General features: G+C 59.3%; 20 protein-coding genes and 1 tRNA gene. 15 read left to right on the top strand and 6 right to left on the bottom strand.

Features of this window, described 5'->3' with window-relative positions; translation table 11 throughout:
- The first annotated feature begins 60 nt into the window (after positions 1-60).
- From RSF91_RS00105 to RSF91_RS00075, 7 genes are all read left to right on the top strand, one after another.
- Positions 61-489 (top strand): hypothetical protein, encoded by a 429-nt coding sequence (locus RSF91_RS00105; RefSeq protein WP_332566507.1) that lies wholly within the window; start codon positions 61-63, stop codon positions 487-489.
- A gap of 116 nt (positions 490-605) precedes the next feature.
- The gene (locus RSF91_RS00100) at positions 606-959 is read left to right on the top strand and encodes a hypothetical protein (protein WP_332566506.1); all 354 of its coding nucleotides are present in this window, start codon (positions 606-608) and stop codon (positions 957-959) included.
- Entirely contained in the window at positions 956-2389 is a 1434-nt protein-coding gene (locus tag RSF91_RS00095) for a TolC family protein (protein ID WP_332566505.1), read from the top strand. The genes RSF91_RS00100 and RSF91_RS00095 overlap by 4 nt, the downstream gene beginning before the upstream one ends.
- Position 2390: 1 nt before the next feature.
- Entirely contained in the window at positions 2391-3776 is a 1386-nt protein-coding gene (locus RSF91_RS00090) for a multicopper oxidase family protein (RefSeq protein WP_332566504.1), read from the top strand.
- A gap of 14 nt (positions 3777-3790) precedes the next feature.
- Complete coding sequence (locus RSF91_RS00085; RefSeq protein ID WP_332566503.1) at positions 3791-4273, top strand: cupredoxin domain-containing protein; 483 nt, start codon at positions 3791-3793, stop codon at positions 4271-4273.
- 21 nt (positions 4274-4294) lie between these two features.
- On the top strand, positions 4295-4786 hold the full coding sequence (locus tag RSF91_RS00080) for a DUF411 domain-containing protein (RefSeq protein ID WP_332566502.1): 492 nt from the start codon (positions 4295-4297) through the stop codon (positions 4784-4786).
- Positions 4787-4809: 23 nt separating this feature from the next.
- Positions 4810-5166, top strand: a complete 357-nt coding sequence (locus tag RSF91_RS00075; RefSeq protein WP_332566501.1) for a copper-binding protein — start codon at positions 4810-4812, stop codon at positions 5164-5166.
- A gap of 499 nt (positions 5167-5665) precedes the next feature.
- Here the strand turns inward: RSF91_RS00075 and RSF91_RS00070 are convergent, their stop codons facing one another.
- Positions 5666-6661 carry a porin gene (locus RSF91_RS00070; RefSeq protein WP_332566500.1) on the bottom strand — a complete coding sequence of 332 codons (996 nt, stop codon included), beginning with the start codon at positions 6659-6661 and terminating at the stop codon, positions 5666-5668.
- Between the two features lie 511 nt (positions 6662-7172).
- On the opposite strand from RSF91_RS00070, the gene potE reads away from it, so the two are divergent.
- From potE to RSF91_RS00045, 5 genes are all read left to right on the top strand, one after another.
- Entirely contained in the window at positions 7173-8522 is a 1350-nt protein-coding gene (gene potE, locus RSF91_RS00065) for a putrescine-ornithine antiporter (RefSeq protein ID WP_332566499.1), read from the top strand.
- A 47-nt stretch (positions 8523-8569) separates the two neighbouring features.
- Entirely contained in the window at positions 8570-10858 is a 2289-nt protein-coding gene (locus tag RSF91_RS00060) for an Orn/Lys/Arg decarboxylase N-terminal domain-containing protein (RefSeq protein WP_332566498.1), read from the top strand.
- Between the two features lie 109 nt (positions 10859-10967).
- Positions 10968-11510 carry a hypothetical protein gene (locus RSF91_RS00055; RefSeq protein WP_332566497.1) on the top strand — a complete coding sequence of 181 codons (543 nt, stop codon included), beginning with the start codon at positions 10968-10970 and terminating at the stop codon, positions 11508-11510.
- A 210-nt stretch (positions 11511-11720) separates the two neighbouring features.
- Positions 11721-12191: a GreA/GreB family elongation factor gene (locus RSF91_RS00050; RefSeq protein ID WP_332566496.1), complete on the top strand. Its 471-nt coding sequence runs from the start codon at positions 11721-11723 to the stop codon at positions 12189-12191.
- A 225-nt stretch (positions 12192-12416) separates the two neighbouring features.
- Positions 12417-13619 (top strand): leucine-rich repeat-containing protein kinase family protein, encoded by a 1203-nt coding sequence (locus tag RSF91_RS00045; RefSeq protein WP_332566495.1) that lies wholly within the window; start codon positions 12417-12419, stop codon positions 13617-13619.
- 8 nt (positions 13620-13627) lie between these two features.
- On the opposite strand, the gene RSF91_RS00040 is transcribed toward RSF91_RS00045, so the two are convergent.
- Both RSF91_RS00040 and RSF91_RS00035 read right to left on the bottom strand, forming a co-directional pair.
- Positions 13628-14479 (bottom strand): MetQ/NlpA family ABC transporter substrate-binding protein, encoded by an 852-nt coding sequence (locus tag RSF91_RS00040; protein WP_332566494.1) that lies wholly within the window; start codon positions 14477-14479, stop codon positions 13628-13630.
- Between the two features lie 199 nt (positions 14480-14678).
- Complete coding sequence (locus RSF91_RS00035) at positions 14679-15515, bottom strand: MetQ/NlpA family ABC transporter substrate-binding protein (RefSeq protein WP_332566493.1); 837 nt, start codon at positions 15513-15515, stop codon at positions 14679-14681.
- Between the two features lie 163 nt (positions 15516-15678).
- Between RSF91_RS00035 and RSF91_RS00030 the strand changes: the two genes are divergently transcribed.
- Positions 15679-16704: a P1 family peptidase gene (locus RSF91_RS00030; protein WP_332566492.1), complete on the top strand. Its 1026-nt coding sequence runs from the start codon at positions 15679-15681 to the stop codon at positions 16702-16704.
- Here the strand turns inward: RSF91_RS00030 and RSF91_RS00025 are convergent.
- Entirely contained in the window at positions 16701-19004 is a 2304-nt protein-coding gene (locus RSF91_RS00025; protein ID WP_332566491.1) for a DUF1631 family protein, read from the bottom strand. The genes RSF91_RS00030 and RSF91_RS00025 overlap by 4 nt on opposite strands.
- A 48-nt stretch (positions 19005-19052) precedes the next feature.
- Positions 19053-20714: an energy-dependent translational throttle protein EttA gene (gene ettA, locus RSF91_RS00020; protein WP_332566490.1), complete on the bottom strand. Its 1662-nt coding sequence runs from the start codon at positions 20712-20714 to the stop codon at positions 19053-19055.
- 265 nt (positions 20715-20979) lie between these two features.
- Between ettA and RSF91_RS00015 the strand changes: the two genes are divergently transcribed.
- Both RSF91_RS00015 and RSF91_RS00010 read left to right on the top strand, forming a co-directional pair.
- Positions 20980-22896, top strand: coding sequence for a DEAD/DEAH box helicase (locus RSF91_RS00015; RefSeq protein WP_332566489.1), 1917 nt, complete (start codon positions 20980-20982; stop codon positions 22894-22896).
- A gap of 216 nt (positions 22897-23112) precedes the next feature.
- A complete protein-coding gene (locus tag RSF91_RS00010; protein ID WP_332566488.1) occupies positions 23113-24861 on the top strand; it encodes a M14 family zinc carboxypeptidase in 1749 nt (582 codons plus the stop codon).
- 109 nt (positions 24862-24970) lie between these two features.
- On the opposite strand, the gene RSF91_RS00005 is transcribed toward RSF91_RS00010, so the two are convergent.
- Positions 24971-25047: transfer RNA gene (locus RSF91_RS00005), tRNA-Arg, on the bottom strand.
- Positions 25048-25369 lie beyond the last annotated feature (322 nt).

Raw genomic sequence — 25369 nt, 5'->3', positions numbered from 1 at the left:
TTTGATAGCACCTTAACCTGGGCGGGGAACTAAAGCCCGCCCATCGTTATCATTCAAGCCATGCGTCGTTTTCTCTCCCTGTTCATGGTTTTGCTGCTGGCCCTGCGTGGCCTGGCAGGCGACGCCATGGCCATGGAGCAAAACACGGCTCCCGCCCACTCCATGGGACATGAACAAAGCCAGAGTCATGCCCAGCCTCTGGGCGAGATGGTGGCCATGGCTCAGCACCTGCATCACGACATGGGCTCGCACCATGAAGCAGCGCCCAATACAGCAGCCACTTGCAGCGCAGATGCAGCCAGCAGCGATTGCCACCAGCATGAAGGCCATTGCACGGCCTGCGGCATCTGCCACTCAACGTTGGCCACGCCAGAACTGTTGAGCCCTCACGCCAAAGCACCCCGAGCCGTGCTGCTGGCCCATGGCACTGCGCGCTTTGCCAGCGCAGCGCCTTTTCAGCTCGTCAAACCACCGATTTCTGTCCTCTGACGCCCTAGGTGCGTCCGCATTTTTGATAGCAGCCACCGCGCTTGCTATCTAGGCTAGAGCCTTTTATCGCTCAAACCTGCGGACCTTCTCTTGGTTTTAGACGACAGGAATCCTCTATGCGCAAAGCGCATCCTCTTTCTCTGACGGCAATCGTGCTTGTCACAGCGGCCAGCCCGCTGGCTTTTGCCCAGACCACAGCAGCGCAACCACAGGCCAGCACCCCAGCTCAAGACAACCGCGTCTTCAGCCCCTCCGCGCCCACCCTGCCCCTGCAGCACCAGCCGCTGACCGCCAGCGGCACCATCGTGACCCAGCCCGGCGATTGGAAGGCCGCCAATGCGGCCGTGGCCGAGTTTCCGCGTGGCCATGGCGATGTGCTCAAGTGGGAAAAAGCCCAGAACCCCACCACAAAAACCACAGATCAGGCTGCGCCTGCGCATGGCCATCACGACCACGGAGGCCCGCGATGAAGCGCACCCTGACCCGACTCTCGCCCCTGCTGGTAGTGCTGGTGCTGGCCGGCTGCGCCAGCATCTCGCCCGACGGACTGCGCGGCGATGTCGCCCAGCGCACCGAAGGACGTTTGCCCGCAGGCGCACAACTGCCATCGCCAGATGCCAAGGCCCAGCAAAATGCACAAGCGCAGGTCGCAGACTGGCTAAAAACGCCCGTCGATGCCGACACCGCCGTGCGCATTGCCCTGCTCAACAACCCCGGCCTGCAGGCCCAGCTGGCGCAACTGGGCATTGCCGATGCCCAGCGCGTGCAGGTGCTGACTCTGCCCAACCCCAGCTTTACCTTTGGCCGCTTTCGCAACGGCCACGAGCGCGAGATTGAGCGCCAGCTCAGCTTTGGGCTGGTGCAGCTTGTCACCCTGCCCTGGCGCAGCCGCTGGCAAGGCTGGCAGATGGAGCAAGCCACGATGACGGCAGCCCAGCAAGTGCTGCTGCTGGCCGCAGACACGCGCCGCGCCTGGCTGCGCGCCGTGGCGGCTGAACAGGCGCTGGCCGCCAACGAGCGCATGCACGATGCTGCTGCGCTGGGCGGCGAGCTGGCAAAACGCATGGCGCAGGTCGGCAACTTCAGCAAGATGGATCAGGCCCGTGAGCTGGCCCAGCAACAGCAAGCCGCCGCCCAACTGGCGCGTGCACGCCTGAACGCCCAGCTGGAGCGCGAGCAACTGGCCCGCCGCATGGGTCTGTGGGGGCAGAAGCTGGCTTTCAAGCTGCCTGCGCAACTGCCTGCCCTGCCCAAAAGTGCAGAGCTGCGCAGCGGCGATGACGCCGAAGCCACGGCCCTGCGAGAGCGTCTTGATCTGGGCGCGCTGCGCCGCGATCTGGATGTGACAGCAGGCCGCCAGGGCTGGGCCACGGTTGGATCCATCTTTGGAGACATTGGCGCCACCTACAGCAACAACACCAGCACCGACCGTGCTACCGGCCACAGCGACAAGACCCAGGGCTGGGAGTTCGATGTGCCACTGCCGCTGTTTGACTGGGGCTTTGCCGCACGCGGCATGGCGCGCAATCAGGTGCTGCGCAGCGCATCACTGCTGCGCGACAACGCCATCCGCGCGCGCAGCGAAGCGCGCAGCAACTGGCTGAGCTACCGCACCGCCTACGACCTGGCCCAGCAACAACAGGCCGAGGTGCTGCCGCTTGCCAAGCTGATGCAGGAAGAAACCGTGTACCGCTACAACGGAATGTTCATGAGCGTGTGGCAGCTGCTGGCACAGGCCCGCAGCACCACGCAGGCCGTGGTCACAGCAACCGAGGCGCAGCGCGACTTCTGGCTGGCAGAGACTGATCTGCAACTGGCCCTGACCGGTACATCACCGGGTACATCACCCACCGTCAACACCACCGCAGCGCCTGCTGCAGCTCCTGAGGCAGGTCACTGATATGCAACGCCGCAACTTTTTCACCGGCGCTGCCGCCGCAGTCGCTGCAGCCTCCGTCAGCAAGGTCGCCATGGCCGCCCTGCCCGAGCCCGTCATGCAAAGCAGTGCCGACACGGCCGCGCCGCTGGCGCCGCCCAACGGCCGCCCCTACCACCCCGTGGTCACGCTCAACGGCTGGACCACGCCGTGGCGCATGAATGCGGGGGTCAAGGAATTCCACCTGGTGGCAGAGCCCGTGGTGCGCGAGGTGGCACCGGGATTTTTCGTCAACATGTGGGGCTACAACGGCCAGTCGCCCGGCCCCACGATCGAGGTGGTGGAAGGTGACAAGGTACGCATCTTTGTCACCAACCGCCTGCCTGAGAACACCACCATCCACTGGCATGGCCAGCGCCTGCCCAATGGCATGGATGGCGTGGGTGGGTTGAACCAGCCGCACATTCCGCCCGGCAAAACCTTTGTCTATGAGTTTGAAGCACGCCGCCCCGGCACCTTCATGTACCACCCGCATTCGGACGAAATGGTGCAGATGGCCATGGGCATGATGGGCTTGTGGATCACCCATCCCAAGGGCAAGCACCCGCTGATCGACGATGTGCAGCGCGACTACGCCTTCTTGCTCAGCGCCTACGCGGTCGAGCCCGGCACCATGACGCCGCGCATCAACGAGATGACGGATTTCAACATCTGGACTTTCAACAGCCGCGCCTTCCCCGCCATCACCCCCATGGTGGCCAAACAAGGCGACCGGGTGCGTATCCGCGTGGGCAATCTGACCATGACCAACCACCCCATCCACATCCACGGCCATGAGTTCGAGGTCACAGGCACCGACGGCGGCCCCACACCCAAGGGCTCGCGTTGGCCCGAAGTGACGACGGACGTAGCCGTGGGCCAGATGCGCCAGGTGGACTTCATCGCCGACGAGCCCGGCGACTGGGCATTTCACTGCCATAAGAGTCACCACACCATGGGTGCCATGGGCCACGACGTGCCCACTATGATCGGCGTGGACCACCGGGGGCTGGTCGGCAAGATCCAGAAAATCGTGCCCGACTACATGCTGATGGGCGAGCGCGGCATGGGCGATATGGGGGCCATGGAAATGCCCTTGCCCGACAACACCTTCCCCATGATGACGGGCACCGGCCCCTACGGCGCCATCGAGATGGGCGGCATGTTCACCAGTTTCAAGGTGCGCAAAGGCCTAGGTGCCAGCGATTACAAGGACCCCGGCTGGTACCAGCAGCCCAAGGGTACGCAAGCCTATGAATGGAAGGGCGCGCCGCTGGATGCCACCGCCCCGCGCCAGACCCCACCCGGCACCGCCCCCGGCGCAGCCAGCGTGCGCAAGCCTGATACCGGCAAAGACCACGCCCACCATTGAAAGGAGTGCCCATTATGAAAACTATGCAATTCATAGCTGCCTGCGCTTTATTGGCGGGCGCCAGCGCCACATTTGCACATGGAAACATCAGCCATGCACCCACAGCCGCCACCCCAGAACAAAAGGCCTGGGGGATTGCAGGCAACGCCAAGGATGCCCAGCGCACCATCACTCTGAACATGACCGACGACATGCGCTTTGCGCCCAGCCACTTCAGCGTAAAAAAGGGCGAAACCCTGCGCCTGCGCGTGGTGAACAAAGGCCAGGTGATGCATGAAGTGGTGCTGGGCACCCAGACCAGTCTGGATGAACACGCGCAGATGATGCTCAAGTACCCCGGCATGGAGCATGCCGAGCCCTATATGGCCCATGTCGCGCCCGGCCAAAGCGAAGACCTGGTCTGGAGCTTTAACCGCGCAGGCAACTTTGACTTTGCCTGCCTGATCGCTGGCCACTACCAGGCTGGCATGACAGGCCGCTTCACCGTCACCGAATAACACTTGAAAAGGAATCACCCCATGCAAACTACCACCCGCCGCCACGCCCTGCACCTGCTGGCCGCCGCCGCCGGCATGGCTGCCCTGCCCGCCTTGGCGAACAAAGCCACGGCCAAGACAGCTATGGAAGTCTGGAAAGACCCGAACTGCGGCTGCTGCAAGGACTGGATCGTTCTCATGGAAAAAGCCGGTTTTGCCGTCAAAGTCCACGACGTGGGCAACAGCGCCGTGCGCGCCAAGCTGGGCCTGCCCCAGCGTCTGGGCTCCTGCCACACCGCACTAGTCGGCGGCTATCTGATCGAAGGCCATGTGCCCGCAGCCGATGTGCACAAGCTGCTCAAGGAAAAGCCCAAGGCACTGGGCATCACCGTGCCCGGCATGCCCATTGGCAGCCCCGGCATGGATGGCCCTGAATACAACGGACGCAAAGACCCCTACGACGTGCTACTGGTCACCAAGAACCTGATGAACAGCGATGTATCGACCCGCGTCTTCACCAGCTACCGCGGCTGAACTATTCCTTGAAGGAGAACACCATGAACAAGACGATATACACCCTGATCACCGCACTAGGCCTGGCTCTGGCTGCCCCTGCCATGGCGCAGGATCACTCCAACCACAGCCACAACGGCAGCGCCCCGACTGCTGCGACCAGCAGCGGTGCCGAGGCCGTGCTGACCGCTGGTGAAGTCACCCGTGTCGATGCCCGTAGCGGCAAGCTCACCATTCGCCATGAAGAAATCAAGAACCTGGACATGCCCCCCATGACCATGGTGTTTGCGCTGGCCGAATCGGCCAAACCTGCAGAATTCAAAGCCGGCGACAAGGTGCTGTTCCGCGCCGAGGAAAAAGAAGGTGCGTTGATCATTACGCGCATTCAGCCGGCATCCTGATCAATGGATCCGCGTGGCAGGCGGACCCAATCTCTCTTGCCCGCTTCACCATTCTTGCTGCGGTCAAGCCCCACCTGCGGCAGCTGAGCCAGAAACGGGCGTAGTGCGCAAAAATCATTGCGACTGACCTCGCCCATCGCTGAAGATGCCCACTAAAAAAGCCCAGAACTCAGTGCGAGTTGCTGGGCTTTTGACCATCATGAATAGGCAGGCAAACACTCCATCACTTTCCATTCTGTTTGACCACTCCGCTGCTCGACTTTGGGGACTGCGAACGACGCTGCTTTCTGCACAGGCTGGCGCTAATACGCCTGATGTCAGTGCCTTATTTGGCAGTGCTCCAAGGGCTGACGGACTATCCATTTGCCGCACCGCAGTTGGCCTGAGCTGCACCGATGTCGGCATGCAGGTTTTACTGGCACTTGCAGGGAGTATTTAAGTCCTGAGGCGTCTGCTGACTCATTGAGGTGCCTCAGGGGCCGTCATCGAGTCAATTCGCTCAGAAGTACTGACGCATGCCTACGGCGAAGGAATGAAAGCTGACGCCAGGCTCGCCCGTGCGGTAACTGGCCTGCGCGCCGTTGTGTATGCGGGTGTAGAGCGCATAGACCTTGGTACGCTGGCTGAAGTTGTAGTTATAGGCCAAGGTCCATTGCAGAGCTTGGCTCTCAGCCCGGTGGTTGGCGGCGCTGGCACGGCCTATATTGGCATGAAGCTCGTTGGCGCCGGTGGTGTACATGACCGCAACACGCGTGGTGCGGTGGCTGCCGCGTGTGGGGTCCACCGCATAAAGCACGGTATCCCAGTTGCGGCTGTGCTGGTGGTAGGCCCCAAAGGTCCAGGCGCCGACGCTGTAATTGGCGCGCAACGTGGCTTGGCGCGCAGGCCCCCACTGGTCATAGCCCAGACCAAACGACCAGTCTCCTACGTCGTAGTTGGCGGCCAGGTCCCATGCATTCTTGGGTGGGTTGACAGTTTTCTCGTGCAGGCTGGTGCCGACTTCCACCGTCAATTGCTGCCAGGAAGGAAGGCGCCAGGAGATGTGATTTTTGCCATTGGACACATAGGCATAAAGGGCGTCGGCCGATGCTCCGGTGTCGTAGTTGTGCGGGTTCACGCGGTCGGCGGTGGCGTAGTAGGCCTCGCTGATCAGCGTGCCCAGGCGCAGCATGCCAAAGCGCCCACTGAGGTTGACTTCGCTCTTGCGTCCAAAAAAGCCGTCACTGCTGATAGCGCCGGTGTCCACCGCTACTCCGCCTTCAAGCACAAAGCCGGCGCGCAAATTTCCGCCCAGATCTTCTTCTCCGCGTAAGCCGAATAGCGAGTCGTTGTCGCGCAAGCCAAAGACCGCGGACTGCCCGTCGATTTTGACCCGCTCGACCGAGGCGTTGATGCGGCCATAGATTTGCAGCGATCCGGCTTGGGCTTGAGCGGCAGTTGCAGATAGGGCGGCGAGGCCTGTCAAGGCCAGTCGCCAGGCAGTAGGTGGATTCACAGAGACTCCAGGAAGAGCGGCATACGCACTGTTTTTAGTGTGCACGCCCGCCCCAAAAGTGACAAGCCGCTACGAGTCGCTGTCAGAAAACACTGCCTTAGAAAAACAGCACCCTGCTTCAGGGGAGGGAAGCCTTAATACCCTTAGTACCATTTAAAGCACCTCCCTGATACGCCGTTACTTCGCTTTTTTGACATTAGTAATACAGCCTGAGTCAAGTCAATATTTCGACAAATTAGCAAAGGACTTTTCAACAAATGTCAATTCTTGAAAAATAATTGTTTTTTGATAGATTGATTTCAGTCTCTTCAGCGCTAGGGGTAAATCAGAATTTTCATAAAACCTTTTGATTCCAAACAAAACAGGCATCAATAAGGCTTCTTATCTTTGAGCGCCTTCACCACCATACCGAAGAGACGCAGATACTTAGGCACGATCCACAGATCGCTACCCAACTCCGCTTTATCAGAAACCCACCAGGTTTTTCAACTAAGGTTCAAGAGGGGAAAAAATGACACAAGGCAAAAAAATGACGGTGGTGCAGCTCACCATGCTCACCGTGGTCAATATGCTGGGCTCTGGCATTGTGCTGCTACCCACCAAACTGGCGGAAGTCGGTGCGATCTCCATTCTTTCCTGGCTGGTGACGGCCACAGGCTCATTAGCTCTGGCTTACTGTTTTGCCCAATGCGGCATGCTGAGCCGCAAGTCTGGCGGCATGGGGGGCTACGCCGAATATGCGTTTGGCCGCTCCGGAAACTACATCGTCAATTACACCTACGGCGCCTCGCTGCTAATTGCCAATGTGGCCATTGGTATTACGGCGGTCGGCTATATGACTGAGCTTTTCGGCATGAAGCTCAGTCCTATAGGGGTTGGCTTGACGACGATCGCTCTGCTATGGATTACCACTTTCGCCAACTTCGGCGGAGCGGGCATCACCGGCAAGATCGGTAGCGTCACCGTCTGGGGCGTGATTTTGCCGGTGGTGGGTGTTTCCACCTTCGGCTGGTTCTGGTTCAGCCCCAGCACCTATGCCGAAGCATGGAACCCTCATGGCTTGTCGTACTTCCAGGCTGCCAGCTCCTCGGTGGCGATCACGTTGTGGGCTTTTCTGGGCATGGAATCGGCTTGCGCCAACTCCGATGCGGTAGAGAACCCCGAAAAGAACGTACCGATTGCCGTGCTCGGAGGCACGATTGGTGCCGCCGTGATCTACATCGCCTCGACCAACGTCATGGCGGGCATTGTCTCTAACCCCGACTTGGCCGCATCCACGGCGCCGTTTGGCCTGGTGTTCGCCCACATGTTCACACCACTGGTCGGCCAAATCATCATGGGTCTGATGGTGCTGGCCTGCATTGGCTCGCTGCTGGGCTGGCAATTCACCATCGCTCAGGTGTTCAAGAGCTCGGCCGACACCGGCTATTTCCTACCCATCTTTGCCAAGGTCAACAAAGCCGGCACACCCATCGTGGCCATGCTGATTTTGCTGGCCGCACAGACCGGTCTGGCCTTGCTGACCATCAGCCCCGATCTGACCAAGCAGTTCGACACCCTGACGAACCTTGCCGTTGTCACGAATCTGGTGCCCTATGTGCTGTCCATGGCCGCACTGATGACCATCCAAAAGGTGGCCGGCGTGCCCCCGAAAAAGGCCTTGATGGTCAACATCATCTCCTGGGTCGCGGCCGCCTACAGCTATCTGGCCCTCTACAGCTCGGGCACCGAAGCCCTGCTGCTCGGCGGCGTGGCGACCATCTTTGGCTTCACGCTCTACGGCTTTGTTAGCACCCGCATGCTGCGCCTGGACCAAGAACGCGCCGCCGCAGCCGCAGCCACCGCTGGCAAGACAGCCTGAACCCCCTACCCCTTTCCATCCCTCGACCCCTGTAACGGAGCCTGACCATGTTTTTCAAAGCCCTGGACTATCCGACCGTCATCATCGACAGCGAGTTCGAATCTCCGCGCCTGCGCGGCACCATCATCCGCTCCTTGGCGGAAGAACTGGAAAACTCCAACCAGCGCGTAATGGCCAATCTCACGCTGGACGATGCGCGCGTGGCAGCGCGCACCTATCTGGCCGCTTCGGCCGTGCTGATCTCCATAGACGCCGACGAGGATGCCACTCAGCAATTTGAGCAAATCCAGCAACTACTGGAAGAGAACCTGGCGCGCCACCCCCATCTGCCGGTCTTCTTCTACGGCGAGCGCGGTTCGGTGGAAAAAGTGCCGACCAACCTGGTGAAGTACGCCCGCGGTTATTTCTACCTGTTTGAAGACACCAAGAGCTTTATTGCCCGCCAGGTGATGCGTGCCGCCGATGAGTACATGGAGCATTTGCTGCCGCCGTTTTTCAAGGCACTGATCAAGCACACTGCCAAGTCCAATTACTCCTGGTACACGCCAGGCCATGCCGGAGGCGTCGCTTTCACCAAGTCTTCGGTGGGCCGGGCTTTTCACCAGTATTTTGGTGAGAACACGCTGCGCAGCGATCTGTCGATTTCCGTGCCCGAACTGGGCTCGCTGCTGGATCACAGCGGCCCGATACGTCAGGCCGAAACCGAGGCAGCCAAGAACTTCGGCTCCGACCATACATTCTTCGTCACCAACGGCACCTCGACAGCCAACAAAATCGTTTGGCATGGCACGGTAGCGCGTGGTGATGTGGTGTTTGTCGACCGCAACTGTCACAAGTCCTTGCTGCACTCCTTGATCATGACCGGCGCCATACCGGTGTATTTCTCGCCCAGCCGCAATGCCCACGGCATCATCGGTCCTATCAGCGAGGATCAGTTCTCGCCCAAAGCCATGCAGGCCAAGATTGCACAAAACCCGCTGGCCGCCCAAGCCATGAAGAACGGCGCCAAGCTGCGCATCGCTGTGGTCACCAATTCCACCTATGACGGGCTTTGCTACAACGCCGAGAGCATTGCCAAGAAGATCGGCAACGCCGTCGATTTTCTGCATTTCGATGAAGCCTGGTATGCCTATGCGGCCTTCCACCCCTTCTACGAGCACTACTACGGCATGGCCAAGGGCAAGCCGCGCGAGCAGGACGCCATCGTCTTCACCACCCACTCGACCCACAAATTGCTGGCGGCCTTCTCCCAGGCATCGATGGTCCATGTGCGCAACAGCCGCAAACGCCAACTGGACATGGGGCGCTTCAACGAAGCCTTCATGATGCACACCTCGACCAGTCCGCTGTACCCGGTGATCGCAGCCTGCGATATCGCCTCGAAGATGATGGAGGGCAAGGCAGGAGAGTCGCTGGTGCAGGAAATGCACGACGAATCATTGGCATTTCGCCGCGCCATGCTGCAGATTGAATCTGATCTGGACAAGAAAGACTGGTGGTTCAAGGTCTGGCAGCCTGAAGTTGTGGCCAAGAATCTGCAGAAATCCTCAACCCATATTCCGCCCGCCCAGCCCAAGGACTGGCAACTGCGCCCCGACGGCAAATGGCATGGTTTTGACCAGCTGAGCGACAACTTTGTGATGATCGACCCGATCAAGGTCACACTGACCATGCCGGGCCTCGCCATGGATGGACAGATGGGCGAGCAAGGGATTCCCGCCAGCGTGGTCAGCAAATTCCTCTGGTCTCGCGGGATCGTGGTGGAAAAGACCAACCTCTACTCGCTGCTGGTGCTTTTCTCCATGGGCATTACCAAGGGCAAATGGGGCACGCTCGTGGCCGAACTGATGAGCTTCAAGCAACACTACGAGGCCAACACGCCACTGGCGCTGGTCCTGCCCGACCTGGTGGCAAATCACCCGCAGGTGTATGCAGAAACGGGGTTGCGTGAACTATGCGACCGCCTGCACCAGTTCAACCGCCAGCACAACGTGCCCAAGGTCATGCGCGAGATGTATGTCGAGCAGCCAGATATGGCCATGATTCCTGCAGAAGCCTACAACCAGCTGGTGCAAGGCAATGTCGAGAAGGTGGAAGTCAAAGAACTCAAGGGCCGCATTGCCGCGACCATGCTGGTGCCTTACCCTCCCGGCATTCCACTCATCATGCCCGGCGAGCTGTACAACGAAAAAGCCGATGCCATCTTCAACTACCTGCGCATTGCCGAAGAGCAGGACGCCCAGATTCCCGGCTTTGAATCGGATGTCCACGGCCGAGAGGTCGAGGTAGATGACAAGGGCCAACGCCGTTACGTCGTCGAAGTGCTCAAAAACTGAGTACATCTCCATTACAGAGCCGCCTTCGGGCGGCTTTTTCGTCCCTACCAGGGGACCTCGGCATAAGTCACCGATAATTGGCTGATTAGACAAGGCCCGATCCGAGTGTTTGGATCGGGCTTATTTTTTGGATGAAAACATGACAAGCATCACTGAAGACTTGCGCTTTGTAGGCATTGACGACGAAGGCTATGCGCAGGCGGTCGCTACTGCCAAGGCCTTCAAGTATGGAGATGACGAATCAGGCTTCGCTTTCACGGGCAAGGCAACGCTGATGTTCCAGCGCGAAAAGGAAGATTGGGCCCATGACTCTTTCAGCAGTACGCCCATGATTGTCTTTATTGATCCTATGCAGGGGTCACCGGAAGCATTAGATCCGCAAGACGATGAGTTTCTGCGTGCCGTCAGCGACCGCGTGACCTTCATGCACATTCCATCACAGTGCAGAGATATGCAAGTCGATGACGTTTGGGGCATCGACTGCGAGTTTCTGATGTTTGCAATGCCGCACCCGCAGGAAGAAGGTGCAACGGCTTGGCTGCTCATCGCGGGACCCGACAACCGAGCCATCTCTTCCAGACAGACGGTGCAGGACTACCAGTTCGCAGAATTGAAGAGAGCGGCGGCAGAGTTGGGTCTGCAAGGCGACTAAGAGCGGCTAACACTAGCCAGCAAACCGAAGGTTTGCGTTTGAGACGAGACGCGAAGCCGCAGGCAGTACAGAAGTACGACAAGGCGAAGCAACGACGTATCAAGGGTTGTGTTTGCAGCTCTAAGAGTCAAAGCAGCACTGATTCATGCGGCTGAGGCCCTTCATGGGCAAGGCCTCCCTCACACTTGTTCGAGATATATACCTTTCACTATGGATAAATCGTTGCTGCAGCAGCAGGTGCTGGAACGGCTTGCCGAGGACCTGCTGCAAGCCGAGCAGGCAGCGCGGGCGGCTCATGAATCGGCGACCCATGAAGAAAACATCGCCGAAAACAAATACGACACCTTGGGTCTCGAAGCCGCCTACCTGGCCACTGGCCAGGCCAGGCGTGCCGAAGCCATCCGCCAGGCGATAGCCCATTGGAACCAGTTCCGCCCACGCCCCTACAACGCCAGCGAGGGTATACAGCTCGGCGCGCTGGTCTGCCTGGTAGATGCAGGCAACAAGCAGCAACTTCTTTTTCTTGGCCCGGATGGGGGAAGCATGAAACTGGTCTGCGGCGCTGAACTCGTTCAGGTCATCAGCAGCAAAGCCCCCTTGGGCAGAGCCATGCTGGGCAAGTGCGAAGGTGATGAGGTATCAATACAGGTCCAGCAGTTTGAAGTGCTGTGGGTTCAATAGGCCCACTCCCGTTCACGCTGAGTTGACCAGAAATTATTCACTCCACCCACTTCAGGAGCGCTACCGGCCGAGACAGACTCACAGCGGGTAGCTCTACGCTGAAGATTCCCGCTGGCTGAGCGGCAAGTCCAGCCAAGCCGCCTTATCCAGCTCTGCCAGTGCCTGCGCCAATGCCCGCAAGTCGTTAAAGATTTTCATTAGATGCGGGGCTTAGACTGCTGCACCATGTTGACGCTCAAGCAATTCCACTCTCAGTTAGCCCAAGGTACGCTGGCCGGTGCCCGCCATATCCGCATCAGCGACGCGCTGACGGAGTTTCCGCAGGCGCTGTATGTGCTGGCCGATTCGTTGGAGATTCTGGACCTGTCGGGCAACCAGCTCAGCCAGCTCCCCGCCGACCTGCCCCGCTTCAAAAAGCTGCGCATTCTGTTTGCCTCGAACAATCCGTTCACCGAGCTGCCCGCAGTGCTGGGCCAGATGCCCGTGCTGGAGATGGTGGGCTTCAAGGCCTGCCAGATTGCCCATGTGCCCGAGCAAAGCCTGCCGCTACGTCTGCGCTGGCTGATCTTGACAGACAACCGGCTGCAAGCCCTGCCCGAATCCATCGGCCAGTGCGCGCGCCTGCAAAAGCTCATGCTGTCTTGCAACCAGTTGCAGCAACTGCCTGAGAGTCTGGTGCAATGCCAGAGGCTGGAGCTGCTGCGCATTGCCAGCAACCGTTTTGAGCAGCTCCCAGAACTGATCTTTGCACTGCCGCAGCTGGCCTGGTTGGCCATGGCTGGCAACCCCATCACTCAAAAAAGTGAGCTACTAGCGCTTTATGAACATGGGATAGAGGCCATTTCTTATCAAAACCTGCAGCTGGGTGAGAAACTGGGCGAAGGCGCCAGCGGCCACATCTACCGCGCCAGCCATGCAGGCCATGATCTAGCGTTGAAGGTTTTCAAAGCCGCCCACACCAGCGACGGCACGCCGCAATCTGAACTGGCAGCAGGGCTTGCGGCAGGCAGCCACCCAAACCTGTTGACGCCGCTAGGCCCGGTCAGCGGACTGCCCGAGCAGCAACTGGCCATGGCTTTACCGCTGTTGCCAGCCGCCATGCAAGCACTGGCGCAGCCCCCCAGTTTTGATAGCTGCACACGCGATGTCTACGGCGCTGAGCAGCGCTTTTCACCGCAGGCCGCCCAGTACCTGCTACAAGGCATGCAAAGCGCTGTCGCCCACCTGCATGCGCGCGGCGTGCTACATGGCGATCTGTATGCGCACAACATTCTCTGGAATGCGACAACGGGCGAAGCCGTGCTCAGCGACTTTGGCGCCGCCGCCCTGCTGCAGTCACTTCCCCAAAAGCAAATAGCGCAGCTGCAGCAGATTGAACTGCGTGCGCTGCGCCATCTGGAAGAGGAAATTCAGGCCCGGCTGGCCTGATCTAAAGCCTACTGAAGAAAAGCGGGTTTGGCGTAACCCGCAAACTTGCGATCAACGACCGACTTGAAGTCGGCGGATCGGTAGGCCTCCGCCAGATCTTTGGCCCACTGCGAGTCTTTGTCCTTGGTCTTGACGGCCACGATGTTCAGGTAGTGCTCCGGCGTCTTCTCCAGCAGCACCGAGTCCAATAATTTAAGACCCGAGGAGATGGCAAAGTTGCCGTTGATGATGGCGTACTGCGCATCATCCAGCGCGCGTGGCAGATGGGCTGCGTCCAGCGGCACCAGTTTGATCTTCTTGGGGTTCCAGGCCAAATCCAGCTCGGACACGCGCAAGGGGTTCACCCCTTCTTTGAGCTTGACCAGCCCGGCCTGCTGCAGCAGCAAAATGCCCCGCGCCAAGTTGCTGGGGTCGTTAGGCAGGGCAATGCGGTCGCCCTCTTTCAGCTCGGCCAGAGTCTTGCGCTGCTTGCTGTAGACGCCCATGGGGGCAATCGGCCCCTGCACCAGCGCCGTCAAGTCCAGCTTGCGGTCGCCTTTGAACTGGTTGAAGTACACCTCGTGCTGGAAGAAGTTAGCATCAAGAGAACCGTCGGCCAGCGCCAGATTGGGCTGCACATAGTCATTAAATTCGACCAGTTTGACCTTGTAGCCCTTCTTCTGAAGGATGGGGACAATGCCGTACTGCAGCTGGTCAATGTTGGAGCCCGCCGTACCGCCAATGATCAACTGCTTCTTGCTCGCATCCTGCGCGCCAGCCGGAAGGGCTCCCAGCGTCATACCGGCCAAGGCCAGCACGGTGGTGGCCAGAATACTGCGGCGGCTACGGGGACTGCGCGCTGCGGAAAAAACAGGGTTCATGCATTGCTCCTCATCCGGTTGAAATATCAGGGTGCGGTCTTCATCAGCCAGCACTCGATTTCAGTATCGCGACAAGTCAATCCATTTCAAACCAATAAAAACCCATGCCTATATTCAGATTTCATCTGAGAAGTGGCTTCTTGCAGGCATGAAAAAGGGCCGCAATGCGGCCCTTCAGTAGCGTTCGCGACTCTGCTGCTTACTTCAGGAAAGCAGGCTTGGAGTAGCCGGGGAACTGGGTGTCCACCACGGCCTTGAACTCGGGCGAGCGGTAGGCTGCAGCCAGGTCCTGCGCCCATTGCGACTTTTCATTGCCGGTCTTCACGGCCACCACGTTCAGGTACAGATCAGGGGTCTTTTCCAGCACTACGGCTTCGCTCAGCTTCAGGCCAGACGAAACAGCAAAGTTACCGTTGACCACCACGTAGTCAGCATCTTCCAGCACGCGGGGCAGTTGAGCGGCTTCCAGCGCCACAAACTTCAGCTTGTGGGGGTTAGCAGCCAAGTCCAGCTCGGAGATACGGGCTGGGTTCACGCCTTCCTTGACCTTGACGAGGCCAGCCTGCTGCAGCACCAGCAGTGCGCGGGCGAGGTTGCTGGGGTCATTGGGCAGAGCGACCTTGGCGCCGCTCTTGATATCGGCCAGGCCCTTGTGCTTCTTGCTGTAGACGCCCATGGGAGCCACGGGGCCTTGAGCAATAGCGGTCAGCGCCAGCTTGCGGTCGGCGGTGAACTGGTCAAAGTAAGCACGGTGCTGGAAGAAGTTGGCGTCGAGCGAGCCATCCGACAGGGCAAGATTGGGCTGCACATAGTCGTTGAACTCGATCAGCTTGATCTGGTAGCCCTTTTTCTGCAGCTGGGGCAGGATACCTTTTTGCAGCAGGTCGTAGTTGGAGCCTGCGGTGGCGCCAATCAGCAGGTTTTTCTTGGCTGCGTCTTGCGCCATAGCGGGAGCGCCCAGAGTGACGGCAAAGGCCAAAGCAGCAGTTGCCAGCACTGTGCGGCGGTTAGCGGCAAAAGAGAAATGGGCAGACATGAATCACTCCTTGAATTGAATGCGCTTTCGCAGCACAGTTCTCATTTGTTTACCGCGCTGCAACAATGTGAGTAAGTATGAACCTTCTTAGAGCACACTCTTAAGAATAAAAACCCATCTGTTTATCTTGAAAAGCATATAAAAGATCTCCGGGAGCCTGCACATGACCTCTATCTCGTCCATCCAAGACCTGCTGGCCCACCAAGGCCATATCGCCCGCGTCAAAGGCATTCGCGTGGGGCAGTTCACCGATGCGCGCCGCCCCACGGGTTGCACCGCCGTGCTCTGCGCTGAAGGGGCTGTCGGCGGCGTGGATGTACGAGGTGCCGCACCGGGCACGCGCGAGACGGATTTGCTGCACCCCAGCAATCTGGTGCAGGAGGTACACGGCATCATGCTGGCGGGTGGCAGCGCCTGGGGGCTGGACGCCGCCACCGGCGCCGTGCAATGGCTGGAAGAGCAAGGCGCAGGCCTGAACATTGGCGTGGGCCGCATTCCACTGGTACCCGCCGCCGTGTTGTTTGATGTGATGCTGGGCGATATGCGCATACGCCCCGATGCCGCTGCGGGCTACGCCGCCTGCCAGAACTCCCACACCGATCGCCCCGCCGAAGGCAGCGTGGGGGCAGGTGCTGGGGCCGTAGTGGGCAAAGTCTTTGGCCATGAGCGCGCCATGAAGGGCGGCATTGGCACCGCCAGCTTTACCGTAGATGGCGTGACCGTGGGCGCCATCATTGCCTGCAATGCACTGGGCGATGTGTTCAACCCCTTCAATGGCGAGCTATTGGCGGGAGCACGCACCGCTGACGGTCAACAGTTGCGCAGTACGCGTGATGCCTTGCTGGCGGGCGAAGAGCCCCGCCCCATTCTTGCCGGCAGCAACACCACGATTGGTGTGGTCGCCACCGATGCCGTCATCACCAAGGCGCAGGCCCATCGATTGGCCGTCGTGGCCCATGACGGCCTGGCCCGGGCTATCAACCCCGTGCACACCATGAGTGATGGCGACAGCCTGTTTGCACTGGGCACAGGCCAGAGCGGTAAAAATCTGGGAATGATGACGCTGAGCACGCTGGCAGCAGAAGCCGTTGCGGTGGCAACGGTCCGCGCTATTTTGCTGGCGCAGTCGGTGTCGATCGCAGGACAGGCTACGCTGCCCAGCTATCAAGATTTCAATGCAAAGAATTAGGCCATTGCCTCAAGGCGACGCAGCTGACCCTGCGTCAGCAACTTGTCGCGCATGCGCCGCGTCATAGACTGGGTGCTGCCATCCTCGGCGGTAAAGAGGAAGAGGCTTTGTTGCGGACTAACCCAGGTCAGCTTGGTGCGCAGTTGCTGGCGCTCGTTGCGCAGCTCTACCCAGGTGCCCAGCGGCCATTCGGAGAGATCAGCACCATTGGGCTGCGGGGCGTGGACGGACGCAGGAGCAGCCACCGGTGCGACCACGACAGCATGCTCTCGCCTCACGGGTTCAGGCTTGAATGCGAACTGCACCGCTGGCTTGAGTGGGTGCACCGGCTTGGCTTCAGGCTCCGGGGCGAAGTCAAACACCACATCCATCATCTCGGTCAAAACCGGCGGTGACGAGTCCAAGCCCGCATGCACGGTTTCCGTCACCCCATCGAGCCCAACCAGCATGCTGGGCAACTCATCCAGCACATCTGTTGCGACAAAGCTCTCTGAGCGCGGACGTGCAGCTTCGGCAGCATCCAGAGCGCGCTGCTGCAAGCTACCCAGACGAGCTGCCAGCGCCGCAATCTCAACATCCGTACGGCCCACGCCGCGCAGACCCCGCGCCAAGCGTCGCTGCAGCTTGGGGGCAATGGTCACCAGCCGCTCTACATCCTGAGCAGCCTGAGGCGACACGCTCCACAGCAAACTGGGCACCAAGGCCAGATAACCACCGGGATCACGCTCCTGAGCAGCCCCTCCCTTTTGCAAAGCCTGTTGCTGCGCCTGTGCAATGACACCCGCCCAAGGGCCGGTCACAAAATCCAGAATATCTTCAGGCACGCCCTTGGCACTGGGCAGACTGCGAATCATCTGCGCCAGTTGCGCGGCATCGGGCTGCGCCTGCTCCATCGCTGCGCTCACCATCTGGCGGTCTACCAGTCCCAAGGCCGAGCTCATCAACCCTTGCTGGGTAGATTGCTCACCATCTGCCTGCGAGCCCAGTGCGGCAATACGGCTCATACGCCCTTCTGGTGGCCACTGCTCACGCACATATTGCAGTGCCTGGGAAAACATGGCTGCATTCACCTGAGCAAGGCTGGCGAGCTTGTTCGCAGCCGCTTCGGCCACAGCGATAAAGTGCACAAAGCCCAGAGCAGATTCGCTGGAAAACCACAGGCTGCGCGCCGTCAGCTCATCAAGCAATTGCCGCGCCGGATGCATGCGATCGTCAAAAAAGGCTCGATCGTGCGTCACGAGCTGATGCAGCACAGGCTCCAGCTGTTGCAGCACTTTTTGCACTGCGGGCAACAAACGTCCGTCGCTAGTCATATGGCTCATCATGCGCTGCAGCGTGCGAATATGAATCAGCGAGATGGGGGCCTGACTCGGCTGCACCGGTCGCAACCCACCCAGAGAACTGGATACCCAAGGCTGATGCGTAGTCTGCAATGCAGAGGCGGAATACGAAGTCCAGCCCGGCTGCAGGCCTTGCCCACGGCCTGGCATCGCGACGGGTGCAGGCTCAGTCGAAGGCCAGCCCGCCAGCATGGAATCGGTCAACGACTGCGGCACGGTGCAGCCCATGTCGTCAATCCAGCGCAGGTCTGATGCCATTTCCTGCAGCAAACGCAGGGTCAGCAGGCACTGAGGTTGGGCATCAAAGTCTGTGCCATAGCGCGCAGGCTGAACGCCTTGCTGGCGCAACAGATTCGCGGCGCGGGAATATTCGCTAACGAGTAGCGCGCCGAGTTGCTGCACCATGAACTCACGCCAGCAATCGGCCACTTCTGTCGCGGGCTGTAATGCCGTCAATGACTGGCTCAGGGCGCGTACATAGTTTTCCAGTCGCAGCGGGTTGCACTCGGGCTGGGCAGATTCCAGACCCTGTGCACCACTCATCAACGCATCCAGGTCGGCCAGTGCCAGCTCGACCTGCGGGGAAACCAGTTGCACCAGTTTGTGCTCAGCCTTGAGCTGACGACTTGCTGACTCCGCCATGGAAGCCAGTGGCAAAAGCTGTCCAGTGCCGGTGTCCATCGTCTGGGCACTGAAAGAAAAAGGTTGGCGCGCTGACAGGACCAGTGCTTCCAGCAAGTTCTGCGGAAAGCTGTTGATGATCGAGGCACGGTGCTGCTGCAGGTTGTGCAGCGCCGCACTGAGCACATCGCGCCTTGCAGAGGAAAAATCCGTTGAGAGCGTCTGCTCCAAGGAGTATTCGGTGCGCTGCAATAAACGCAGCGCGAATGCATCAGCGCCACGTACCGCCTGGACTAGGCAAGTACGCAGCACGGAGACAGATGCATGTGCGAGGCTCATAGCCCCTAAGAATACCCGCTCCAGCCGAGGCTGGAAGCATTTTGTCGTTTACTTCAACGCTTTGTAACGCATGCGCTTGGGTGCAGCACCCTCAACACCCAGACGCTTCTTCTTGTCGGCTTCGTACTCTTGGTAGTTACCGTCGAAGAACACCCACTGCGAATCGCCTTCAGCTGCCAAGATGTGGGTAGCGATACGGTCCAGGAACCAGCGATCGTGAGAAATCACCATCACGGTACCCGCGTATTCCAGCAGCGCGTCTTCCAGCGCACGCAGGGTTTCCACGTCCAAGTCGTTCGATGGTTCGTCCAGCATCAGCACGTTGCCGCCCTGAATCAGGGTCTTGGCCAGGTGCAGACGACCGCGCTCACCACCGGAGAGGTTGCCGACCTTCTTTTGCTGGTCTTGACCGTTGAAGTTGAAGCGACCTGCGTAGGCACGCGAAGCCATCTGGAACTTGCCCACGGTGATGATGTCCAGACCACCGGAGATGTCTTCCCACACGGTCTTTTCGTTGGCCAGCGCATCGCGGTGCTGGTCCACAAAGGCCATCTTCACGGTCTGACCAATGTCCACGGTACCGGAATCAGGCTGCTCCTTGCCAGCGATCAGCTTGAACAGCGTCGACTTACCCGCGCCGTTAGGACCAATGATGCCGACGATGGCACCGGCTGGAATGTTCATCGACAGGTTGTCGATCAGCATGCGGTCGCCAAACGACTTCGACACGTTGTTGAACTCAATAACCTTGGAGCCCAGACGCTCGGCCACAGGAATAAAGATTTCCTGTGTTTCGTTGCGCTGCTGGTATTCGTAATCGCTCAGTTCCTCGAAGCGTGCAATACGCGCCTTGGACTTGGCCTGACGACCCTTGGCGTTCTGGCGCACCCACTCCAGCTCCTTCTTCAGAGCCTTGGCACGGGCCTCTTCACCCTTCTGTTCCGCTTCCAGGCGGTTGCCCTTCTGGAGCAGCCAGTCGGAGTAGTTGCCCTTGTAAGGAATGCCGTGACCACGGTCCAGTTCCAGAATCCACTCAGCAGCGTTATCCAGGAAGTAGCGATCGTGGGTAATCGCCACCACAGTGCCGGTAAAGCGGTGCAGGAACTGCTCCAGCCAGTCGACAGACTCAGCGTCCAAGTGGTTGGTAGGTTCGTCAAGCAGCAGCATGTCGGGCTTGGACAGCAGCAACTTGCACAGCGCCACACGGCGCTTTTCACCACCAGACAACTGACCCACGATGGCATCCCAGGCGGGCAGGCGCAGCGCGTCAGCAGCAATTTCCAGCTGGTGCTCGGAGTCTGTACCAGCGGCAGCAATCACTGCCTCCAGCTCGCCCTGCTCTGCGGCCAGCGCGTCAAAGTCAGCGTCTTCTTCAGCATAGGCTGCGTAGACTTCTTCCAGACGAGCCTTAGCGTTGTTCACCTCGGCCATGGCTTCTTCGACAGCCTGACGCACGGTGTGCTCGGGGTTGAGCTGAGGCTCCTGGGGCAGATAGCCGATGGACAGGCCCTGCATGGGGATAGCTTCGCCTTCGAATTCCTTATCCACGCCAGCCATGATCTTCAGCAGCGAAGACTTGCCCGAACCATTCAGGCCCAGCACGCCAATCTTGGCGCCAGGGAAGAAGCTCAGCGAAATACCTTTCAAGATCTGGCGCTTTGGCGGCACCGTCTTGGTCAGCTGATTCATCGAAAAAACGTATTGAGCCATGTTCGAATTGCTTTGAGTTGCTTGAATTTATGCAAAAAAGTGTGCCGCATTTCACGGCAAACAAACCATGATTATCGGCGCATGCGACAATACCCCTCGCAATAGGCGTCCAGTTGCCTTCTGCAGCAGCACTTCAGCTGGGGACAACGGAAGCGTTTCCAAGCTCCCAACACGCAACTTTATCTGCCTACAACTGGCCAGGCAGCCCAACGGGCTGCCATGACAGGCTGATACCCCGCGCCCAGGATTGGCGCAATTGATCACAATGACATTTGAAGAACTGAATCTGGCTCCGGCCATTCTCAAGGCCGTACAAGAGCAGGGTTACGAAAACCCCACCCCCATTCAGGCGCAAGCCATTCCGCTGGTTCTCGCAGGTCACGACCTGCTGGCAGGCGCCCAGACCGGCACCGGCAAGACGGCAGCGTTTACGCTCCCCATGCTGCAGCGTCTGGCAACTGGCACAGCGCCCAAGAACCGATTTGGCGGCAAGGGCATTCGCACACTGGTGCTGACGCCTACCCGCGAGCTGGCCGCTCAGGTTGAAGAAAACCTGCGCAGCTACGCCAAATACATGGACATCAACTCCACCGTCATCTTCGGTGGTGTTGGCATGAAGCCACAGATCGCCCGCATCGAAAAAGGCGTGGACGTTCTGGTCGCCACTCCCGGCCGTCTGCTGGATCTGGCAGGCCAGGGTTTCATGGACCTGTCTACCGTCGAGATGCTGATTCTGGACGAAGCCGACCGCATGCTGGACATGGGCTTCATCCACGACGTCAAGAAGGTGCTGGCACTGGTGCCCAAGGACAAGCAAAGCCTGCTGTTCTCGGCCACTTTCAGCGATGAAATCCGTGATCTGGCCAACGGCCTGCTGCGCAACCCGAAGTCCATTCAGGTTACGCCCAGCAACACGACAGTGCAGCGCATCAAGCAGGTGATCCACCCCGTGGGTCGCGGCAAGAAAAAGCAGGTTCTGCTGCACATCATTCAGGAAAACAACTGGAGCCAGGTGCTGGTGTTCACCCGCACCAAGTTTGGCGCCAACAACGTTGCCGAGTACCTGACCAAGAATGGCGTCTCCGCCATGGCCCTGCACGGCAACAAGAGCCAGAGCGCCCGTACTCAAGCCCTCGAAGGCTTCAAGACCGGCGAACTGCGTGCGCTCGTAGCTACTGATATTGCAGCACGCGGCATCGACATTGACGAACTGCCCAACGTGGTCAACTACGAGATTCCTAACATCTCCGAAGACTACGTGCACCGCATTGGCCGCACGGGCCGTGCAGGTCGCGAAGGCAATGCCGTGAGCCTGGTCTGCATGGACGAAGAAGGCTTCATGATGGACATCGAACGCTTTACCAAGCAAGAGATTCCAGTGGCGCTGGTCGAAGGCTTTGGCCCCGAAGAAGGCGAAGTGGCTGAGCCCATCGCCATGGGTCGCCAAACTCTGTGGGGCGGCGCAGGCAAGCCTCCTAGCCGCGACGTCATGCAAGCGGCTGCCAAGGCTGCTCGCCAGGAAATGATGGATCGCATCCGCACCAACAAGGCCCCTAACGGTGGCCGTGGCGGTGCTCGCCGTCCCGCAGCAGACGGCCAGGGCGAGGCCGAAGGCGAAGCCCAGCAACGCCCTGCACGCCAAAACAAGCCACGCAGCAACAGCCGCTTCGGCAGCCCACGCCCTCAAGGCCAGGGCCAGCAAGGCGCAGAACGCAGCAATGGCCGCAATTCGGACCGCGGTTTTGACCGCCACTCCGAGCGCAGTTCTGAACGTGGTGCTGAGCGCGGCTCCGATCGCAACCAGCAGCAAGGCCAGCCACAATTTGGCCAAGGCGAACGAGCACCCCGCCCTTACAACAACGATCAGCAGCGCGCGCCCAAGCGCAACGACTCTCGCCAGTTTGGCGACCGCGAACGCGGTGGCCGTTACGACGACCAGCCCCCACGCGCTGATGCGCACCTGGGCACTCAGCAAGGCCATGCTCGCAACAATGGCGCGCGCGGCAGCAATGGCGGCCAGCCTGATCCTATGCGCACCAGCGTAGACAGCATGGCCGACCGCGGTCGCCGTGGCGGCTTTGGCGGTGGTAACCGTGGCGGCTTCGGCGGCGGCAACAGCAACGGTGGTGGCGGCAATCGCGGCGGTAACCGTGGTGGCTTTGGCGGCGGTTACGGCCGCTAACCGCTGGCTTAGCTGAAGGCGTGAAAACGCCGTCAAAGCAATTCACACCTCATCAAGGGCTGCAATAGCAAATATTGCAGCCCTTTTGTTTTTTCTGGGCTCGGCAGCGCTACGCGCTGACAGCAGATCGCAAGCCAGTCGGCCTAACATCCGATCTGGATGTGCGAAGCTTAAGGTTTCGCGCTTGGCGTGCTCTTTTTTATTTGCGTTGAACTTATGACATTTCTAACCAAGCCCGTTTTCTCTCAAGCCAAGCGCCCTCAGCCTGTCTGGGCTCATCGCATGCTCAAGCTGACGACCCTGGGCTCGGCAGTGTTGCTGACAGCCTGCGCCAATGTGCAGCTACCGCCTTGGACTGGCATGTCAAACAGTTCACCAACAAAAACAAGCCAGCCAAGTGCCAGTGTGACTTCAGCACCTGCAGTGCAGCCGGCCGTTAGCCGCCCCGTCGCACCTGCTCCACAACTCGCAGCGCTACCCTACAACCCCTCGATCGAATCTCTTTTTCCAGACCCAACAGCCCTCTACGCCACGCCGGGCCTGGGTGCGAATCGCCAGCAGTTCAGCACACATACAGAAATCGCCACTTTGCTGCAATCGCTGAGCAGCAAAGCTGGCAGCGGTTACCAGCTTGGCACGACAGTCATCGGCACCTCTCAGCGCGGGCTGCCAATTCAGGCACTGATTGCAACGCAAGGCCAAAGCACGCAAGCCACCGCCATTAACAACAATGGCAAGCCCACTGTGCTGCTCGTCGGCGGACAGCGTGGAGATGAGCCCGCCAGTACTGAGGCCTTGCTGGCTGTCGCCAGCGAACTAGGCCAAGGCGGCCTGCTCGCTCCCTTGCTGCAGCAAATCAACATCATCATCGTGCCGCGTGCCAATCCTGATGCAGCAGACACTGCCAGCCCCGTAACAGCAGACGGCACCGATCTCACGCACGATCACCTGCTTTTAAACACCCCAGAAGCACAGGCACTCGCCCGCCTGACGCGCAACTATCGCCCAGCGGCCGTCATCGACCTGCATGAATTCACTGCTGGCGGTGCTTTTCTGCAGAAATTTCAGGCCGTACAGCGCTATGACGTACTGCTGCAACCCGCCGCCACCGCCAATGCGCACGAGTTCATCAACAAAGCTGCCCGCGAGTGGTACAGCCAACCTGTACGCTCAGCCCTCAATCAAGCAGAGCTCAGCAATGAATGGTTCTTTCAGCCCAGTGCTCAGCCGGGTGACAAGTCACTCTCCATGGCCAGCCTTGATGCAGACACGCTAATCAACGCCAGCAGCCTTAAAAATTCGGCCGCTCTGCTTATCGCCAGCCGCGGCTCCGACTTAGGCCGCATGCATATCCAGCGTCGCGTGCACAGCCTTGTGATCGCCGCTACTGCCTCGCTGAGAGCAACTGCTGAAAAATCACAGAACCTGAAGCAAGTCGAATCCTTTGTGTCCCGCGACATCTCGGCTCTGGCTTGCCGAAACACTCTCGCCATTAAGGCAGTTCAAACGCCTCAGCAACACAGCATCCGCATGCTGCAAGCCGACTCAGGGCAAGAGGTCGAAGCACGCGTGGACTGGAAATCATCCCTGAGCATCAAACCTGAACAGACACGCCCACGCCCCTGCGGCTACTGGCTATCCGCAGACTCAGGCAGAGCGGTAGATCGCCTGCGTCTGCAAGGTGTGCAAATCATGCAAATTGCAGAACCCGGCCAAATGCTCGCCGACAGCTACAACGCAGCTCGCAGCGGCAGCAGCTCGCCAGTGCTGACACGCGGAGCCATTGACACCCCCATGGGCAGCTACTACATCACCCTCAACCAAGCTAAAGCCCATCTGGTCACCGCCGCACTGGAGCCAGATACGCCGTTTAGCTATGTCAGCAAGAGCTTGATCACATCGCCAGCAGACATAGGCCGAGTCGTCGCCGCGCCTTCGGTCGTATTTGAAGAAGAAATGGAATAAAAACAACAGTTAAGTCGCAGAATTGGCTCGCATCCGCAGCGAATTCTGCACAAACCACTGCTCCAGAAACACAAAAGCCGCTCATGTAAAGCATGAACGGCTTTTTCAGTGGCCTGCCCGACAGGGATCGAACCTGTGACCCACAGCTTAGAAGGCTGTTGCTCTATCCAACTGAGCTACGGGCAGTCTGATTGTGAAACAACCCAGCGTGCGCTGGGTTGTTTGTAGGTGGTGGAGCTGGCGGGAATTGAATCTTTCTTTGAAACCCGCATAGAGCAAAGGTTTCATAAAATTTTTTCACCCCAATGTTCCCCACGTTGTTCCCCCGCAAGTCCAAATTTAAGGCTGGATTGTGTTGGAACGCTTAAGACGTTGATGGTTGTCCAAATTATTGCACATGCACGACTCAAAAATGACTAAATTAGGTGCGATACACGGATTTGAATGAGGACCGTGTTGATTTCCACCCAGAAGTGACCCACTAGACCCCGGTTTTTCCATCTCAATC

This window comes from Comamonas sp., assembly GCF_036643215.1.
GTDB lineage: Bacteria > Pseudomonadota > Gammaproteobacteria > Burkholderiales > Burkholderiaceae_C > Comamonas.
This window is presented reverse-complemented; position numbering and strand designations above follow the sequence as displayed.

Bases quoted from the DNA above. Each gene is read 5' to 3' on its own strand.
- RSF91_RS00105 (WP_332566507.1), top strand. From the start codon at position 61: ATGCGTCGTTTTCTCTCCCTGTTCATGGTTTTGCTGCTGGCCCTGCGT.
- RSF91_RS00100 (WP_332566506.1), top strand. From the start codon at position 606: ATGCGCAAAGCGCATCCTCTTTCTCTGACGGCAATCGTGCTTGTCACA.
- RSF91_RS00095 (WP_332566505.1), top strand. From the start codon at position 956: ATGAAGCGCACCCTGACCCGACTCTCGCCCCTGCTGGTAGTGCTGGTG.
- RSF91_RS00090 (WP_332566504.1), top strand. From the start codon at position 2,391: ATGCAACGCCGCAACTTTTTCACCGGCGCTGCCGCCGCAGTCGCTGCA.
- RSF91_RS00085 (WP_332566503.1), top strand. From the start codon at position 3,791: ATGAAAACTATGCAATTCATAGCTGCCTGCGCTTTATTGGCGGGCGCC.
- RSF91_RS00080 (WP_332566502.1), top strand. From the start codon at position 4,295: ATGCAAACTACCACCCGCCGCCACGCCCTGCACCTGCTGGCCGCCGCC.
- RSF91_RS00075 (WP_332566501.1), top strand. From the start codon at position 4,810: ATGAACAAGACGATATACACCCTGATCACCGCACTAGGCCTGGCTCTG.
- potE (WP_332566499.1), top strand. From the start codon at position 7,173: ATGACACAAGGCAAAAAAATGACGGTGGTGCAGCTCACCATGCTCACC.
- RSF91_RS00060 (WP_332566498.1), top strand. From the start codon at position 8,570: ATGTTTTTCAAAGCCCTGGACTATCCGACCGTCATCATCGACAGCGAG.
- RSF91_RS00050 (WP_332566496.1), top strand. From the start codon at position 11,721: ATGGATAAATCGTTGCTGCAGCAGCAGGTGCTGGAACGGCTTGCCGAG.
- RSF91_RS00045 (WP_332566495.1), top strand. From the start codon at position 12,417: ATGTTGACGCTCAAGCAATTCCACTCTCAGTTAGCCCAAGGTACGCTG.
- RSF91_RS00040 (WP_332566494.1), bottom strand. From the start codon at position 14,479: ATGAACCCTGTTTTTTCCGCAGCGCGCAGTCCCCGTAGCCGCCGCAGT.
- RSF91_RS00035 (WP_332566493.1), bottom strand. From the start codon at position 15,515: ATGTCTGCCCATTTCTCTTTTGCCGCTAACCGCCGCACAGTGCTGGCA.
- RSF91_RS00030 (WP_332566492.1), top strand. From the start codon at position 15,679: ATGACCTCTATCTCGTCCATCCAAGACCTGCTGGCCCACCAAGGCCAT.
- RSF91_RS00025 (WP_332566491.1), bottom strand. From the start codon at position 19,004: ATGAGCCTCGCACATGCATCTGTCTCCGTGCTGCGTACTTGCCTAGTC.
- ettA (WP_332566490.1), bottom strand. From the start codon at position 20,714: ATGGCTCAATACGTTTTTTCGATGAATCAGCTGACCAAGACGGTGCCG.
- RSF91_RS00015 (WP_332566489.1), top strand. From the start codon at position 20,980: ATGACATTTGAAGAACTGAATCTGGCTCCGGCCATTCTCAAGGCCGTA.
- RSF91_RS00010 (WP_332566488.1), top strand. From the start codon at position 23,113: ATGACATTTCTAACCAAGCCCGTTTTCTCTCAAGCCAAGCGCCCTCAG.